Origin of the sequence: Pseudomonas sp. P7779, assembly GCF_013386315.1 — a bacterium.
Classification (GTDB): Bacteria; Pseudomonadota; Gammaproteobacteria; order Pseudomonadales; family Pseudomonadaceae; genus Aquipseudomonas.
On the sequence record NZ_JACARZ010000090.1, the window covers coordinates 1 to 13,040 of the forward strand.

A 13,040-nucleotide genomic window follows, 5' to 3' on the forward strand; every position below is an offset into this window, starting at 1 on the left:
AATGTGGGAGCGGGCTTGCTCGCGAAAGCGGTGTGTCAGTCGCCGGATGTATTGGCTGATCCACCGCTTTCGCGAGCAAGCCCGCTCCCACATTTTTGACCGCGTAGTGTCAGGTTTTGCGCGGGTGCAGGCATTCGATGGAGCGGTCGACGGTGGTCTTGGCAATTTCCAGCAGATGCCACACCGCCAGGATCTTCGCGCGCTGCGGGCTTTCCAGCAGTTCGCCGCAATCAAGCGCAGTCGCCGAGGCGCTGCTGAGCAGGCTGGCGGTGTAGAGCAGGGAATCTTCGAAGCTCAGGTCTTCGTTGATGGTGTGGAAGCCTTGGGATGGCAGGTAATGTTCGAGGGCGCGATTGAAGGCGGCGCGGTCGTTGAGGAGGTCGCTGGGTGGGTCGGGGACGAGCTTATGCATGGTGTAACTCCACTAGTAGGTAAGGAGCTGACACCCGCGCGACTAAACGAGGGTGGCGGCTGTACGCAGGTTAGTCGACCGGCTAGTGGAACCCGGCGCACCCGAAGGTGCCCTGCGCACAGCCGCCATGAAGCATGGCGACAACTTGCGCTCACTAATTCCGGGCGACTAAACCCGATCACTGATATGCAGTGAAGGGCCGAAGACTAGCCACCCATCCCAACAGGCACAAGGCCGAAAGATTGTCTCGGAAACGTCCCTCAAATTAAAGGGATTTACCCTGCTGGCCCTTTATTAATGCACCACCCAACTGAGCACCCAGAGCCCGAGCATCAACCAGATAATCCCCATGATGATTGAAGCCCGCATAAACGCGCGCACCGCCGAGTACAGCAGCATCAAGCCGATAATCAGCATGAGGATGCTGATGATCGAGGTGTCCATCCCCAAGGATCTGGACAGCCCGTCGACAAAGTCGCCGCCCGCGTGGGACAGGGTATTGAACAGCCCGCTGAACAACTCGACGATAAAGTGGATGATCTGGCCGATCTTGAGACCCAGCCATCCGAAAAAGTCTGTTTGCATGTGTGTGTCCTGATAAGACGGTGGGCGTAGCTGCCGAACCTGAGCCTTTGTTCGTTATTGGCCCAAGCTAGTTCCCTTCTAGCATAGAGGTTTACGGGCCGCAGGGATTCACTTGCCTTCGCGCGGCTTGCGCCCGAAGCTATACACCTTCAGGAGCCCCCCATGAACCTCGATCACCTCACCGAACGCCTGCACCGCATCCGCGATACCAACGACTGGAAGCAGTTCCACAGCCCCAAGAACCTGGCCATGGCCGCCAGCGTTGAAATGGCCGAGCTGGTGGAGATATTCCAGTGGTTGAGCGAAGACCAGTCGCGCCAGTTGCCCGCCGACAAACTCGCCCATGCCGGCCAGGAAGTCGGTGACATCGTGCTGTACCTGCTGCTGTTGTGCAGTGAATTGGGGTTGGACATGGATCAAGTGGTAAAGGCCAAGCTGGCCGACAGCGAACGGCGGTTTGCCAAATGAGCGACCGTCATTTCGACCAGTTGGCCACCCGTTTCGCCGAGAAGATCTATGGCGGTGCCAAGGGCGCGATTCGCCTGGCGGTGCTGCAGGCCGACCTGATTGAAGCGCTGCCGGAACGCCCGCTGCGGGTACTGGATATCGGCGCGGGGCTGGGCCATATGTCGCTGTGGCTGGCCGAGCGCGGCCACGATGTAACCCTGGCCGAACCCGCCGAGCCGATGCTCGAAGGCGCGCGCCAGCGTTTCGCCGAAGCCGGGCAGACAGCCACCTTCATTCAGGCACCCTGGCAGGACCTGCTGGGCCAGCTCACCGAACCCTATGACCTGGTGCTGTGCCACGCCGTGCTGGAATGGCTGGCCGAACCCCATGCGATCCTGCCGGTGCTGCACCAGTTGACCGCGCCCGGTGGCTGGCTGTCGCTGGCTTTCTATAACCGCGACGCCTTGATTTACCGCAACCTGCTCAAAGGCCACTTCCGCAAAATGCGCAAGAACGACATGGCCGGCGAAAAGCAGAGCCTTACGCCGCAACAACCCCTGGACCCACGGGAGTTGGCGACGCAACTAGAGGGCCTGTGGCAGGTCGAAACCCAAAGTGGCGTGCGGGTGTTCCACGACTATATGCCGGTGGAATTCCAGGCCCGCGCCGAGTTGCAGGATTTGTTGGAGATGGAGCTCGCACACCGTCGTCACCCAAGCTTTGCCGGACTTGGGCGTTATTTGCACTGGATCTGCCGTCCGGTTTAAGCGGCCCAGTCTGCGGAGGTCGAAATGAAGCGCTGTCTTGGACTGATCCTGCTGGGCCTGGGCCTGGCGGGTTGCCAAAGCCCCAACCCGTATGTGGCGGCATCTGCCCCGATGCCGCCGGCGCCTGCCCAGGCGGCCAACACCTTTGATGCCAGCGCCTACCCGGCGCCGGTGCGCGACTACGGCGCGTACCGCAGTTGGGCCTGGCTCAACAACCAGCTGCCGGCGGGCTCGGCCTGGGCGGATTCGGCGCAGATTGCCGAGGCGGTCAGCGGCGCCCTCGACCAGCGCGGCCTGCGCCCCTTGCATGACAACCGCGCCCCCGACCTGCTGGTAAGCGCCGACGTGCGCCTGGAAAAACGCCTGCGCCAGGTCCAGGACGACTATGGCTATGGTTACGGCGGTTATAACCGCTACGGCAACGGCTACGGCATGTACAACACGGTGCCGGTGGTACGCACTTATGAAGTGACGGTGGCCGTGGCGCGCATCAGCCTGTTCGACGCGCGCACCCGCCAGCCGGTATGGAGCACCAGCGCCGAAACCACGAGCCAGGGCAGCCTCAGCGAGCGCGCCGACTCGCTGCGTGAGGCGATGCAAAAGGCAATGACTGCCTACCCACCCAGTTAGCAGCTATTCTCATCTCAGGCCCGGATTGTCTTTTGGAGAAAAACCATGCTTCGTCGTATTGCTGCACTTGCTGTTGTTGTGTTGCTGGGCGGTTGCCAGACCAGCCAGGTCAACCATGATTTCGACGCCAGCCGGGACTTTGGCGCCTACCGCAGCTGGAGCTGGAAAGAACCCGCGCTGCAATACCGCCCGGATGACCCGCGGATCAAGAGTGACCTCACCGAACAGCGCATCCGCCAGGCCGTGGGCGAGCAGCTCGACCAGCGTGGCCTGCGCCCTGCGGCGCCGGGCACCAAAGCTGACCTGAATGTACAGACCTACCTGATCGTCGAAGACCGCCAGCAACAAGTCACCACCAATTACGGCGGCGCCTGGGGCGGCCCGTGGAATGGTTACTGGGGCGCGCCGATGTATAACGAAACCCGCAACATCACCTACAAGGTCGCGACCATCCAGATTGACTTGCTCGACGGCAAGGACGGCAAGCTGGTGTGGCGTGGCAGCGATGAGCAGATCCTCGCCAGCTCGCCTGAACCCCAAGACCGCAGTGCCGCTATTCGTGCCACGGTGACCAAGGTGCTTTCCAACTACCCGCCGCATTGATCGCGTGATCAGCCCTCCGCCAGTCGTCGATCTATGGCGACTGGCCTGCAGCCCCCGCCGCTCTTGACTACACTCCCAAGCAACACAGGAGAGTAAGCGCTCGGCAGTGTGCCGGCAAAGGAGTGCTCGATGTCTCTTCGACTTCGTTCCGGTCACCACGCCGGGCCTGCAAGGCAGCGCGGTGCGGTTGGCTTGGTGGCGGTCTTGACCCTGGGCATGGTGCTGGTATTCATGTTGCTGGTGGTTGATAGCAGCCGTTTGTACCTGGAAAAACGCCAGTTGCAGGGGATTGCCGATATGGCGGCACTGGAGGCAGTGCAGCGTAAGGGGGATTGCCTGCCCGCCACCAATACCGCGCCCACCTATGCCGGTGCCAGCGCAGTGCGCAACGGTTATGTCATCCCGCCAGCAAACGCCCTGATAGTGAAATGCGGCGTGCTGACCACCGGCGCCACCAACCAGCGGGTGTTCTCCGCAGACGCGACCAAGACCGATGCCATCCAGGTGACTGCCTCGCGCCCGATCATGACCAGCGTTGCCGGGGGGGTCTGGGCGTTGTTCAGTGGTAGCGGCTACAACTTCAACACCCAGTTGTCTGCCGTCGCGGTGGCGGCGCCGAAGATCCTGCCGCCTCAGGCGCAACTGACGATCAAATCGACCCTGGTCACTGTGGATTCGAGCAAATCAGCAGCACTGAACCTGTTGTTCGGCCAACTCTTGGGCGGCTCGCTGAACCTGAGCGTGGCAGGCTGGCAGGGCCTGGTAGACACCAACATCAACTTGCTCAGCTACCTCAACCAGCTGGCGTTGAACGTGGGCGTCACGGCCGGAGCCTACGATCAACTGCTGACCAAGACGGTCAAGATCAGTCAACTGGTCGACGCAGCCATTACGGTGCTCAGTGCCGGAGGCAATACGACCAGCGTGGCGGTCAGCGGTCTTACCAGTATCAACGCGATAATCGGCAACCTTGATGTCACCCTGGGCAGCCTGCTTCAGCTGCAAACGGGGGCGGTGTCGGCGGGGCTGAACACCAGTTTGAACGTATTTCAACTGGCCGAAGCCTTTGTACAACTGGCCAACACCAAGAACGGCGCGGTAGCTACCATCCCCATGAATATCCCGGGCCTGCTTAACGGCGGGGTCCAGTTGAAAGTGATCCAGCCGCCACAATTGTCGGCGATCGGTGACCCTACCTATGCCAAGGACAAGACTCCAGCGACGCGTATTTATGTGAAAACCGCCCAGCTAAGCCTGGGCCTGACCCTGGGGCTGCCAGTGCTGAGCTCTCCGGCGGTGGACCTCGCGTTGAATGGCCTGGTCGGACCGCTTTCCGACGTATTGAACAACCTGTTGAGCTTGAACCTGGGCGGAACAATCAATTCGGTGTTGTGCCTGCTGGGTGGCTATTGCCAGATGACGAGTTTGCAGGTGTTGTCGTCTTCCTCAAATCCACCGGCTGCCAGAATAGACGTGGTACTTCAACTGGGTACGGCGGAAAGCTATGTCACCGGGTTTACCTGTGTCAGCGACGCGACGAAGACCCTGACTACCCAAACCAACGCCTCGATTGTTACCGTACAAATTGGTCAGAGCCCGCAGTTGATCAACGCGTTTAACAGCAACACCGTGCTCAATCCGATTCCGCCTTTACCAGTGGTGGATATCGGGGCCATTACCTGTTTCAGGCCCTTGCTGGGGCTCGGCCCGACGACGTGCGACCCTGCGACCCGCAAGCCGTTTTACGGTGGTGGTATTGGCCTCAGCATCAATAGCTCGGTGGGCGCTGCGACGAGTGCTTTGCCTTCCCACACGTACCCCCAACCGCCGGAAATCAACCTGCCGCCGCAGTACTACGCCTCATCGACAGCCAGCCTTCTCAGCGCGATCAGTAACGCGTTGAGCGGTATCCAGTTCCAGGTCTACAAGCCAACGGGGTTCAATCTGCTGGGAGGGTTATTGACGACGGCGGGCACAGTGCTCAACGGGCTCAACAGCACCTTGGGCACCGTGATTGGCGGAGTGCTCAGCCCTATTCTGGACCCGGTGGTGAACAGCCTGTTGTCGAACCTTGGGGTTAACCTGAACGCGGTGGAAGTGGGCGCCAATCTCAGTTGCCGGCCCCATGGGCAAGCGGCCCTGGTGAATTAGGCTTCAACCACCGGCAACTCCACACAGAACTTCGCCCCATGCTCGCTGTTGGCGACGCTCAACCGGCCGCCCATGTTCTCGACAATGCCGTAGCTCACCGACAACCCCAGGCCGGTGCCCACGCCAATCGGCTTGGTGGTGAAGAACGGCTCGAAAATCCGCTCCAGCAGCCGCGGGTCAATCCCGCCGCCGTTGTCCTCGACCCAGATGCGTACGTGGCGGCTGTCCTGCTCGATCTGCACCGAGATCCACGGTTGCAGGTCGCGGTCGTGCTCGCGTTTGCTCAGCAGGGCATCGCGGGCGTTGACCATCAGGTTGATCAGCACCTGCTCCAGCTGGTCGACATAGCCTTTGACCTGCACCGTCACGTCTAGCTGTGCCACGCGCAGGTCCACGCCTTTGCCGCGCATGCCTTCACTGAGCAGCGACAGGGTGCCTTCCACCGCCTGCGCCGGGTTGAAGGGCTGCTGTTCGAATTCCGAACGGCGGCCGAACACCCGCATGTGGTCTACCACGCGGGCTGCGCGCTGGACCTGGGAGTCGATACGCTGGAGTTTTTCGGTCAGGTAGTCGATTTGTGCATCACCGTTGCTCAAGCGCTTGAGCACGTTGACGATGGCCATGCGCATCACATTCAACGGCTGGTTGATCTCGTGGGCCAGGCCGGTGGCCATTTCGCCGAGGGTGGCCATTTTGGCGCTTTGGGTCAGTTGCTGCTGGGAGCGGCGCACTTCAGTGTTGTCGCGGCCCACGGCCTGCACTTCCTGCAACTGGCCCTGTTCGTCGAACACGCCCCGGTCCGACCACACCCACCAGGCATGTGTGCGCCCCGGCAGTTGCAGGCTGATTTCGGCGGTGCTCACCGGGAATTCCGGGGTGAGCTGGCGGATGCGCAGTACAAACGCCTCGTGTTGTTCGTCCGACAACCATTGGCTGAGGTTCATGCCCGGCAGCTGTCCAGGCAGGCATTCCATGTAGTTGGCCAGGGGCGTGTTGCCGAAGGTCAGGGTCAGGTCCGGAAGGTAGCGGCAGATCATGGCCGGGGAGTCTTCCACGAGGATTCGATAGCGCTCCTCGCTTTCCTTGACCCGTTGCGCCGCCAGGGTCGTCTCGGTCACATCCAGCCACAGGCCCACGGCTTCCACGGGCAACCCGAGGTCGTCGCGCAGCAGCCGGGCTTCATCCAGCAGCCAGTGGTAATTGCCCTGTGTGTCGAGCACCCGGTAGCGACTGCGCACGCTGCCTTCGCGCAGCAGTTGGCGGGTACGGTCGAAGTAGAGGTCGCGGTCTTCGGGGTGGATCCACTGGTTCAGCGTCGCCGGGGTGAAGTCGGCCAGGGTGCGGCCAAGCAGCGGCAGCAAACTGTCGCTGAAGAACACCGGTTGCAGCGTGCCCTCGACGTAGCGCTGCACATAGATCACAGCCGGGGAACTGGCGATCAGGTTATCCAGGCGTGCGTGGGCGGCGGCGGCCTGTTGCTCCTGGTTTTTTATGTCGCTGATGTCGAGCATGAAGCCCACCAGGCGGCGATGCTCACCCGAGCCCAACGCTTGCCCCTGCACGCGATACCAGATGGGGTTAAGCGCCGCGTCGGCACGTTGCAGGCGCACGCTGGTGGACAGCGGTTTGCCCAGGGTCTTCAGGTCTTGCAGGCGGCTGGCGAGTTCTTCCCGGTCGGCAGGGTGAATCAGCTTGAGCCACATGGGTAGCGACAGCTGTGTGATGGCCTCGCCTTGGCTCAGGGTGTGCAGCAGCGGTGGGGCGAGTTCGAGGTCTTCAGTGTGTGGGGACAGCTCCCACCAGCCGGTGCCGAGCAATCCTTGCAGCGCGTCGAGGCGTTCCAGCTGCTGTTGATGGCGCAGTTCGCGCAGGCGGCCGAGCAGCGGTGCCGCGAGGGCGGCGGTCAGTTGCAACCAGTCACGGTCGCTGGTGTGTTCCTGGCGGTGATACACCCCGCACAGCAGCCATGCGCCCACGCCCAGTCCGTCGCGGTAGGGCACCAGAAAACCATCGGTATTGCCAAACAGGCCTTGCAGGCGTGGGTGTTCGCTGTGGCCACGGTTTACCTCCAGGCTCACTGGCGCCGTGCCGCCCAGGCTGTCGAGGCTGGAGCCCAGGGCTTGGCCGTTGCTCCAGAGTACCGGCGCATCGTGGGCGGTGTAACAGCCCTCGATGCACCACGCCTGGCCCTGCTCATCCAGCAAGGCGATGGCGACGCAGGGGATGTGCCAGTGCTGGGAAATAGCCTGCAGAGTGTCTTGCAGTACTTCGGGCAGGCGCACCAGGCTGCAGACCCGCAGTTGCTCGCTGATCTGGTCGCTCACCCGTTGATTGTGTTCGCGCACCTGGGTGAGTTGGCGATGGGCAATCAGGTCGCCAATGTCCAGCAATTGCAGGAGCCAGCCCTTGCCTTCGGGTTGAACCCAGCCACGGGTATGCAGGGTTTGCCCGGCGAGCCCCTTGAGCTCCAGGTCCAGGCTTTGCCCCTGCCAGTCGCTGGGCGTGCCCTCGATCACCAGGCGGCTCGCCGCAGTGAGGTAGTCGAGCAGCGAGGGTGCCTGTTGCTGTTGCGCCGCGGGGTGTTCGAGTCGATGGCGAAGCGGGCCATGGACATCCATTACGCGGCCCTGGGCGTCCAGGTAGAACAACAACGCGGCGGTTGCCGGGATCGCTGCCGGTGCGTCAGAAGGCAGCTGGTTGCCACGTCCGAGCAGGCGGCCGAAGAGTTTATCGCCTGAGGTCAAAACTGCATGCTCGACTGGGCGGACAGCATGGGAGGCAGGGCGGGGACGGTACCGATGCCTGGCAGTACCAGGAACGGCAGCACACTTTGGAGGCTGGACGTCGGGTAGTTGATGTACACCGTCAACACGCCTGACGAGTTGTAGACGGCCGTCACGTACCCGGGAAGGAATTTGAACTGGGAGGGGATCCACGCCAGTTGTGCCTGCGCCGCACTGACCGCCTGCAGCGGCAGTGCCGTGACGTAGCCAGGCGTGGCGGGGTCCAGCGCGACGCTACGTCTTACGCCTTCGGCGGCGGCCTGGGTAAAGGACTGCATCAGCAATAACGGCAAGCTGTAGCTGACCAGGCCATAAAAAATGGCAAAAAAAATCATGAAGACCATCGCGAACTCCAGCGCGGCGGCACCTTTTTGCTTTTTAGCGAGGCCTTTTTTCATGACTCGTCTACCCTGACTACTACTACCTGATATCAGCATAGAATCATTCAGCAAAAAGGGATTTTTTTTACGTGATTCAAAGCCTCGTCCTGGTCGTTTGGCTCGCGCTGTGCGCTGTGCAAGATATCCGTCTACGTCAGGTCTCCAACCGTTTGACCCTCGGCGCAGCCTTGCTGGCGTTGGGTTACCTGTTCTGGAGCGGTACGACCTGGCTCGGTGCACCGGCTGTCGAGGGCGGTGTGGCCTTTGTCCTGGCGTTGTTGTTCACCCTGCCGGGGTACGCGCTGGGCCGCCTGGGCGCCGGTGACGTGAAGCTGATCGCGGCATTGGGGCTGGCAACCGACTACCTCTACGTACTGGGCACTTTTATCGGCGCCGGCCTCGCGAGCGCAGCCTGGCTGTTGCTGGCGCCCAGGGTGTGGCCGCTGATGAATCAAGGGCTTAGGAACACCTTGCAGTACCTTGATCCGGCACATTCGGCCAGGCAGCCGTTCGTGCCGTTTTTACTGATCGGTTTTTGCCTGTCCTGGTTTTGGATCCCATTAGTCGCCACGTAGGGTAACGCTATGTACATAGTAGGAAAGTACGTCTACGTTTATGGGTAAGTTGTATGGGAAAAATGGTCGGAATGGATACATCGGTCCTTTTGCTTGCCAGGCATGGAGTAGCGCGTGAACAAGCTTACCTCTCAAGTGAAAGTGCTCGTGGTGGACGATCAGCCTTTGATCGTGGAAGAGCTTTGCGAATTTCTTGAAAGCAACGGTTACCGTTGCGTCCCTTGCGCATCCAGCCAGGAAGCCATCGAGCGTTTTCGCGACGATGCCGAGATCGGCCTGGTGCTGTGCGATCTGCATATGCCCGAGATGGATGGCATCGAACTGGTCCAGGCCCTGCAACACCTGGCCGGCAAGCAACGGGTCTTTGAGGCCATCATGCTGACCGGGCGTGCAGACAAGCAGGACGTGATCAAGGCCTTGCGCGCCGGGATTGCCGATTACTACCAGAAGCCGATCAATTTGGGCGAGCTGCTCGAAGGGTTGCAACGCCAGGTGGTCGCGCTGCAGGACCGGCAGAAAGATCTCGACCTGGGGCACCTGAACCAGAAGCTGCAGTTTCTCTCGGCGTCCATCGATGACCTTTATCATGACCTCGACAAGGTGCGCAGCAGTCCGCAATCCGGCCTGTCGACTGAAGCCGAGGGTGAAGTCAGCGACACTGACCGGGTTGAAATACCGGCGATCTTCAATCAGTTGTCGCCCCGCCAACTGGATGTCGCAAGGCTGGTAGGCAAGGGCCAGACCAACTACCAGATTGCCTGTGAGCTGGGCATCACTGAAAACACCGTGAAACTCTACGTGTCCCAAGTGCTGCGCCTGACCCATATGCACAACCGAACCCAGTTGGCGCTGGCGTTATCGCCGAACAATTCTGCGGCGCGCCAGCGCGTCACTGCGCATTAGTTGTTGCTGCCTGGGGTGTTGCCGCCCAGTTTCTGGTCGTAGTACTCAGGAATAGGGTATTTGTAACTGTCCAGCAGGCGTTGCATGGCCTGGTCGCGTTCAGCGGGCGTGGCCTTCTGCCGGATGGGAGATGCGCGTTCGCCACTGACCTGCAGTTGCAGCCAGCCTTCGGTCTGTTTTTGCTGTGGCGAAGAAGGCCCCGGCTCAATAGCCAGCACCGTCAGCGGCAGGCTGGCGAACAGCAGCGTGGCGAGCAGTGTGAATTTCATCGTGTGTACTCCCTTTAGAGACCTATTTGACCGGCGCTTGCAGCACGTCGCCTACGGTTGCGACCTGATCTTTTGGCGCTGTCGTCGGTGAGACGGGCGCCTTGAGTTGCTGCGCCCGGGCCTGGGCTTGCGTCACTTGTTCCGGGCTCAGGCCCATGCGGCTGGCCACTTGTGCGGCTTGTTCCCAGTTGTCCTGGTAGATCATCAGCGTCACCAGATTGATCGCCGCCAGTTGATCGCTCTGCTTGAGCTCCATGGCCGTCAGGAATTCGAAGCGTGCATCTTCCACGCGCCGTTGATTGAGGTACACCACGCCCAGGTCGTTGCGGATTTTCTCGTCGGTGGGCGACATCCTGGCCGCGCGTTGCAAGTGCGCCATGGCCTGGCCGTTGTCTCCCCTGGCCGCTGCCAGCTGGCCGAGCCCGTGCTCGCCTTCGGCAGCCATGCAGGTACCGAGCAGGCTGCGGTACAACGGTTCGGCTTCGCTGCGGCCCAGCAGGCGGTACACCTTGGCCTGGCGCTGGCGCACCTGGGGCAGGTTGTCCGGCAGGTTTTGCAGGTTGGCCAGGCTGGCGTGCAGCTTGCCCTCGTTGGCCATGTCGTCGGCCAGGTTCAGCGATAACTCCTGATCGGAGTTGGGCTTGGCACAACTGCCCTGCGCGCTGAAACTCGCCCACGGCAGTTGCCCGTTACTGGCGCAACCACTCAACAACAACAGGCTGCAGGCGACCATCAATGTCTTCATTGCATGTCCTCTCAAGGCACGAAGGCTTTGGCGATGGCGATAAAGCCAGGGCCGGCCAATACGATCAGTAATGCGGGAAACAGGAACAGCATCATCACCACGGACATTTTGGCGGACATCTTGGAAATGTATTCCTGCAGGCGGGTCAGGCGCCGGTCATCCAGCAACTGCTTGAGCGATTGCAGCGACTTCATCGCCCCGCCGCCCTGATGCAGAAGCTGCTGGAGGATCAGGCACGTGTCGCTGAGTTCATCGACGTCCAGCATCTGGCTGGCCTTGTTCAATTCCTCCCCCAACTCCAGCCCGGAATCGACGCGTGCCAGCACCAGGCGCAGTTCGGCGGTCAGTACCGGCAGCAACTTTTGCGCGTCGTAGGCCATGACCCGCAGCGCCTGCTCCACGGCCATGCCTGACTCAAACAGAATGCGCACCAGGGGGATGAAGGTCGCTACTTCCCGGGAGATTTTCCCCTGGCGCCTTTTGGCGAGTGCCACCAGTATTCGCTTGGGCAGCAGGTAGCCGATGATCAGGCCCAGCAGGGAGATCACAAACTCATGCTCGGTGCCGGGAAAGAACAGCTCCAGTGTCATCGCGGTCAGCCCCAGCAAAACTATCGGTGAACCGATCTGGCAAGCGGCGAACATCGAGCGTTGGCTGGTTTTTCTCCAGCCCATGCGGTTGAGCAGGATTTGGGTTTCGTTATCGAGGCTGATGGTGCGCTGGCCGATCCGGGTGCTGCCCAACTGGTGCAACCACTCACTCATTTTGTCATTGCGGCTTGGCTCGCCCTGCAGCCGCTGGGCGACCACGCGTTGTTGACGACGACTGCTCAGGATATTCGCCAGCAGCAGTGATAATGCGGCAAGAAACAATACGGCACTGATCAGTATCGCCATCTCAGATACTCCGCAACATGCGCCACAGCGCCACGCATCCGATGACTTGCAAGGCGAACGCACCGAGCATCAGGCGTTGGCCGCTGTGGTCATCCCACATGGCCATCAGGTACGTCGGATTAACGAGCAGGAAGTAGCCCGCGACACTCACCGGCAGTACCGCCAGCACCAGCGCGGTCACCCGGGTTTCACCGGTCATGGCGCGTAATTGCCGTGCGCCCTGGTCGCGCTCGCGGATCATCTTGATCAGGTTTTCCAGCAGCTCACTGGCGTTGCCGCCGTAGCGGTGGTTGACCTTGAGGCCCAGGGCAAACAGGCGCAATTCATCCTGTTCATAAAACTCGGCATAGTCATGAGCGGCCTCCGGCAGGCTGACACCCAATTGCACATTGCGCTTGATACGGCCCATGGACTTTTTCAACGGGTCGTCACTGGCATCGATTCCGCTCAGGATGGCGTCCGCCAGGGTGCGTCCGGATTTCAGGCTGCGTACGGCGTGATCGAGCAATTGCGGGAGTTGTTCGATCATCCGGCGCAGCCGCCGCTGGTAGCGTACGGCGATGTACAGGCGCAGTGCCAAGGGCGGTGCCGCCACCATCACAAACAAGCCTATCCACTGGCCCACGAGCCCCCCCAGCAGGGCGCCAAAGGCCCACAGGGTCAGCCACAGGCCGAGGCGCTCGGTTGGCCGGCCGAGGCCTGCACGGATAAACGTGCGTTCCAGGCTGGTGGTCACCGCGTTGTCTTTCATGGCCTGGGGTTGCCCTTCGGCCAGGCGTTCCAATACCCGGTCGGTCTGGGCCTTGCGCAAACCGTTGCGCATCAGGCTTATCCCCAGCACCAGAAGGGCCACGGCGAGCAGGGCGAGCAGAATCGGACCGATCATCGGGTTGC

At 61.3% G+C, this 13,040-nt stretch carries 15 protein-coding genes; 7 read left to right on the top strand and 8 right to left on the bottom strand.

The features are described from left to right. Positions 1–109 precede the first annotated feature (109 nt). Complete coding sequence (locus tag HX869_RS24660; protein WP_023659366.1) at positions 110–412, bottom strand: DUF6124 family protein; 303 nt, start codon at positions 410–412, stop codon at positions 110–112. Between the two features lie 294 nt (positions 413–706). Further along, on the bottom strand, positions 707–997 hold the full coding sequence (locus HX869_RS24665) for a hypothetical protein (protein WP_003212934.1): 291 nt from the start codon (positions 995–997) through the stop codon (positions 707–709). Between the two features lie 162 nt (positions 998–1,159). On the opposite strand from HX869_RS24665, the gene HX869_RS24670 reads away from it, so the two are divergent. From HX869_RS24670 to HX869_RS24690, 5 genes are all read left to right on the top strand, one after another. Continuing rightward, the gene (locus tag HX869_RS24670; protein WP_087693104.1) at positions 1,160–1,465 is read left to right on the top strand and encodes a MazG-like family protein; all 306 of its coding nucleotides are present in this window, start codon (positions 1,160–1,162) and stop codon (positions 1,463–1,465) included. Then, on the top strand, positions 1,462–2,211 hold the full coding sequence (locus HX869_RS24675) for a methyltransferase domain-containing protein (RefSeq protein ID WP_178903788.1): 750 nt from the start codon (positions 1,462–1,464) through the stop codon (positions 2,209–2,211). Before HX869_RS24670 ends, HX869_RS24675 begins: the two co-directional genes overlap by 4 nt. 24 nt (positions 2,212–2,235) lie before the next feature. Beyond that, the gene (locus HX869_RS24680) at positions 2,236–2,841 is read left to right on the top strand and encodes a DUF4136 domain-containing protein (protein WP_008439011.1); all 606 of its coding nucleotides are present in this window, start codon (positions 2,236–2,238) and stop codon (positions 2,839–2,841) included. Positions 2,842–2,886: 45 nt separating this feature from the next. Beyond that, a complete protein-coding gene (locus HX869_RS24685) occupies positions 2,887–3,444 on the top strand; it encodes a DUF4136 domain-containing protein (protein WP_003212927.1) in 558 nt (185 codons plus the stop codon). Positions 3,445–3,573: 129 nt separating this feature from the next. Continuing rightward, positions 3,574–5,595 (top strand): pilus assembly protein TadG-related protein, encoded by a 2,022-nt coding sequence (locus HX869_RS24690; RefSeq protein ID WP_256344538.1) that lies wholly within the window; start codon positions 3,574–3,576, stop codon positions 5,593–5,595. Here the strand turns inward: HX869_RS24690 and HX869_RS24695 are convergent. Both HX869_RS24695 and HX869_RS24700 read right to left on the bottom strand, forming a co-directional pair. After that, a complete protein-coding gene (locus HX869_RS24695; protein ID WP_178903789.1) occupies positions 5,592–8,339 on the bottom strand; it encodes a PAS domain-containing sensor histidine kinase in 2,748 nt (915 codons plus the stop codon). The genes HX869_RS24690 and HX869_RS24695 overlap by 4 nt on opposite strands. Beyond that, positions 8,336–8,776: a TadE/TadG family type IV pilus assembly protein gene (locus tag HX869_RS24700; protein WP_003212919.1), complete on the bottom strand. Its 441-nt coding sequence runs from the start codon at positions 8,774–8,776 to the stop codon at positions 8,336–8,338. Before HX869_RS24700 ends, HX869_RS24695 begins: the two co-directional genes overlap by 4 nt. 71 nt (positions 8,777–8,847) lie before the next feature. On the opposite strand from HX869_RS24700, the gene HX869_RS24705 reads away from it, so the two are divergent. Together HX869_RS24705 and HX869_RS24710 are read left to right on the top strand one after the other, a co-directional pair. Then, positions 8,848–9,333 (top strand): prepilin peptidase, encoded by a 486-nt coding sequence (locus tag HX869_RS24705; RefSeq protein ID WP_003212917.1) that lies wholly within the window; start codon positions 8,848–8,850, stop codon positions 9,331–9,333. 114 nt (positions 9,334–9,447) lie between these two features. After that, on the top strand, positions 9,448–10,236 hold the full coding sequence (locus HX869_RS24710) for a response regulator transcription factor (RefSeq protein ID WP_003212915.1): 789 nt from the start codon (positions 9,448–9,450) through the stop codon (positions 10,234–10,236). On the opposite strand, the gene HX869_RS24715 is transcribed toward HX869_RS24710, so the two are convergent. The 4 genes from HX869_RS24715 to HX869_RS24730 are packed head-to-tail and all read right to left on the bottom strand — an operon-like array spanning position 10,233 to position 13,032. Beyond that, positions 10,233–10,505, bottom strand: coding sequence for a DUF3613 domain-containing protein (locus HX869_RS24715; protein WP_177008343.1), 273 nt, complete (start codon positions 10,503–10,505; stop codon positions 10,233–10,235). The two genes, HX869_RS24710 and HX869_RS24715, sit on opposite strands and share 4 nt — an antisense overlap. Before the next feature lie 22 nt (positions 10,506–10,527). Next, positions 10,528–11,250: a tetratricopeptide repeat protein gene (locus tag HX869_RS24720; protein WP_178903790.1), complete on the bottom strand. Its 723-nt coding sequence runs from the start codon at positions 11,248–11,250 to the stop codon at positions 10,528–10,530. A gap of 11 nt (positions 11,251–11,261) precedes the next feature. Next, the gene (locus HX869_RS24725) at positions 11,262–12,146 is read right to left on the bottom strand and encodes a type II secretion system F family protein (protein ID WP_087693099.1); all 885 of its coding nucleotides are present in this window, start codon (positions 12,144–12,146) and stop codon (positions 11,262–11,264) included. 1 nt (position 12,147) lies between these two features. Further along, on the bottom strand, positions 12,148–13,032 hold the full coding sequence (locus tag HX869_RS24730) for a type II secretion system F family protein (protein ID WP_177022461.1): 885 nt from the start codon (positions 13,030–13,032) through the stop codon (positions 12,148–12,150). Between the last annotated feature and the right edge of the window lie 8 nt (positions 13,033–13,040).

Bases quoted from the DNA above. Each gene is read 5' to 3' on its own strand.
- HX869_RS24660 (WP_023659366.1), bottom strand. From the start codon at position 412: ATGCATAAGCTCGTCCCCGACCCACCCAGCGACCTCCTCAACGACCGC.
- HX869_RS24665 (WP_003212934.1), bottom strand. From the start codon at position 997: ATGCAAACAGACTTTTTCGGATGGCTGGGTCTCAAGATCGGCCAGATC.
- HX869_RS24670 (WP_087693104.1), top strand. From the start codon at position 1,160: ATGAACCTCGATCACCTCACCGAACGCCTGCACCGCATCCGCGATACC.
- HX869_RS24675 (WP_178903788.1), top strand. From the start codon at position 1,462: ATGAGCGACCGTCATTTCGACCAGTTGGCCACCCGTTTCGCCGAGAAG.
- HX869_RS24680 (WP_008439011.1), top strand. From the start codon at position 2,236: ATGAAGCGCTGTCTTGGACTGATCCTGCTGGGCCTGGGCCTGGCGGGT.
- HX869_RS24685 (WP_003212927.1), top strand. From the start codon at position 2,887: ATGCTTCGTCGTATTGCTGCACTTGCTGTTGTTGTGTTGCTGGGCGGT.
- HX869_RS24690 (WP_256344538.1), top strand. From the start codon at position 3,574: ATGTCTCTTCGACTTCGTTCCGGTCACCACGCCGGGCCTGCAAGGCAG.
- HX869_RS24700 (WP_003212919.1), bottom strand. From the start codon at position 8,776: ATGAAAAAAGGCCTCGCTAAAAAGCAAAAAGGTGCCGCCGCGCTGGAG.
- HX869_RS24715 (WP_177008343.1), bottom strand. From the start codon at position 10,505: ATGAAATTCACACTGCTCGCCACGCTGCTGTTCGCCAGCCTGCCGCTG.
- HX869_RS24720 (WP_178903790.1), bottom strand. From the start codon at position 11,250: ATGAAGACATTGATGGTCGCCTGCAGCCTGTTGTTGTTGAGTGGTTGC.
- HX869_RS24725 (WP_087693099.1), bottom strand. From the start codon at position 12,146: ATGGCGATACTGATCAGTGCCGTATTGTTTCTTGCCGCATTATCACTG.
- HX869_RS24730 (WP_177022461.1), bottom strand. From the start codon at position 13,032: ATGATCGGTCCGATTCTGCTCGCCCTGCTCGCCGTGGCCCTTCTGGTG.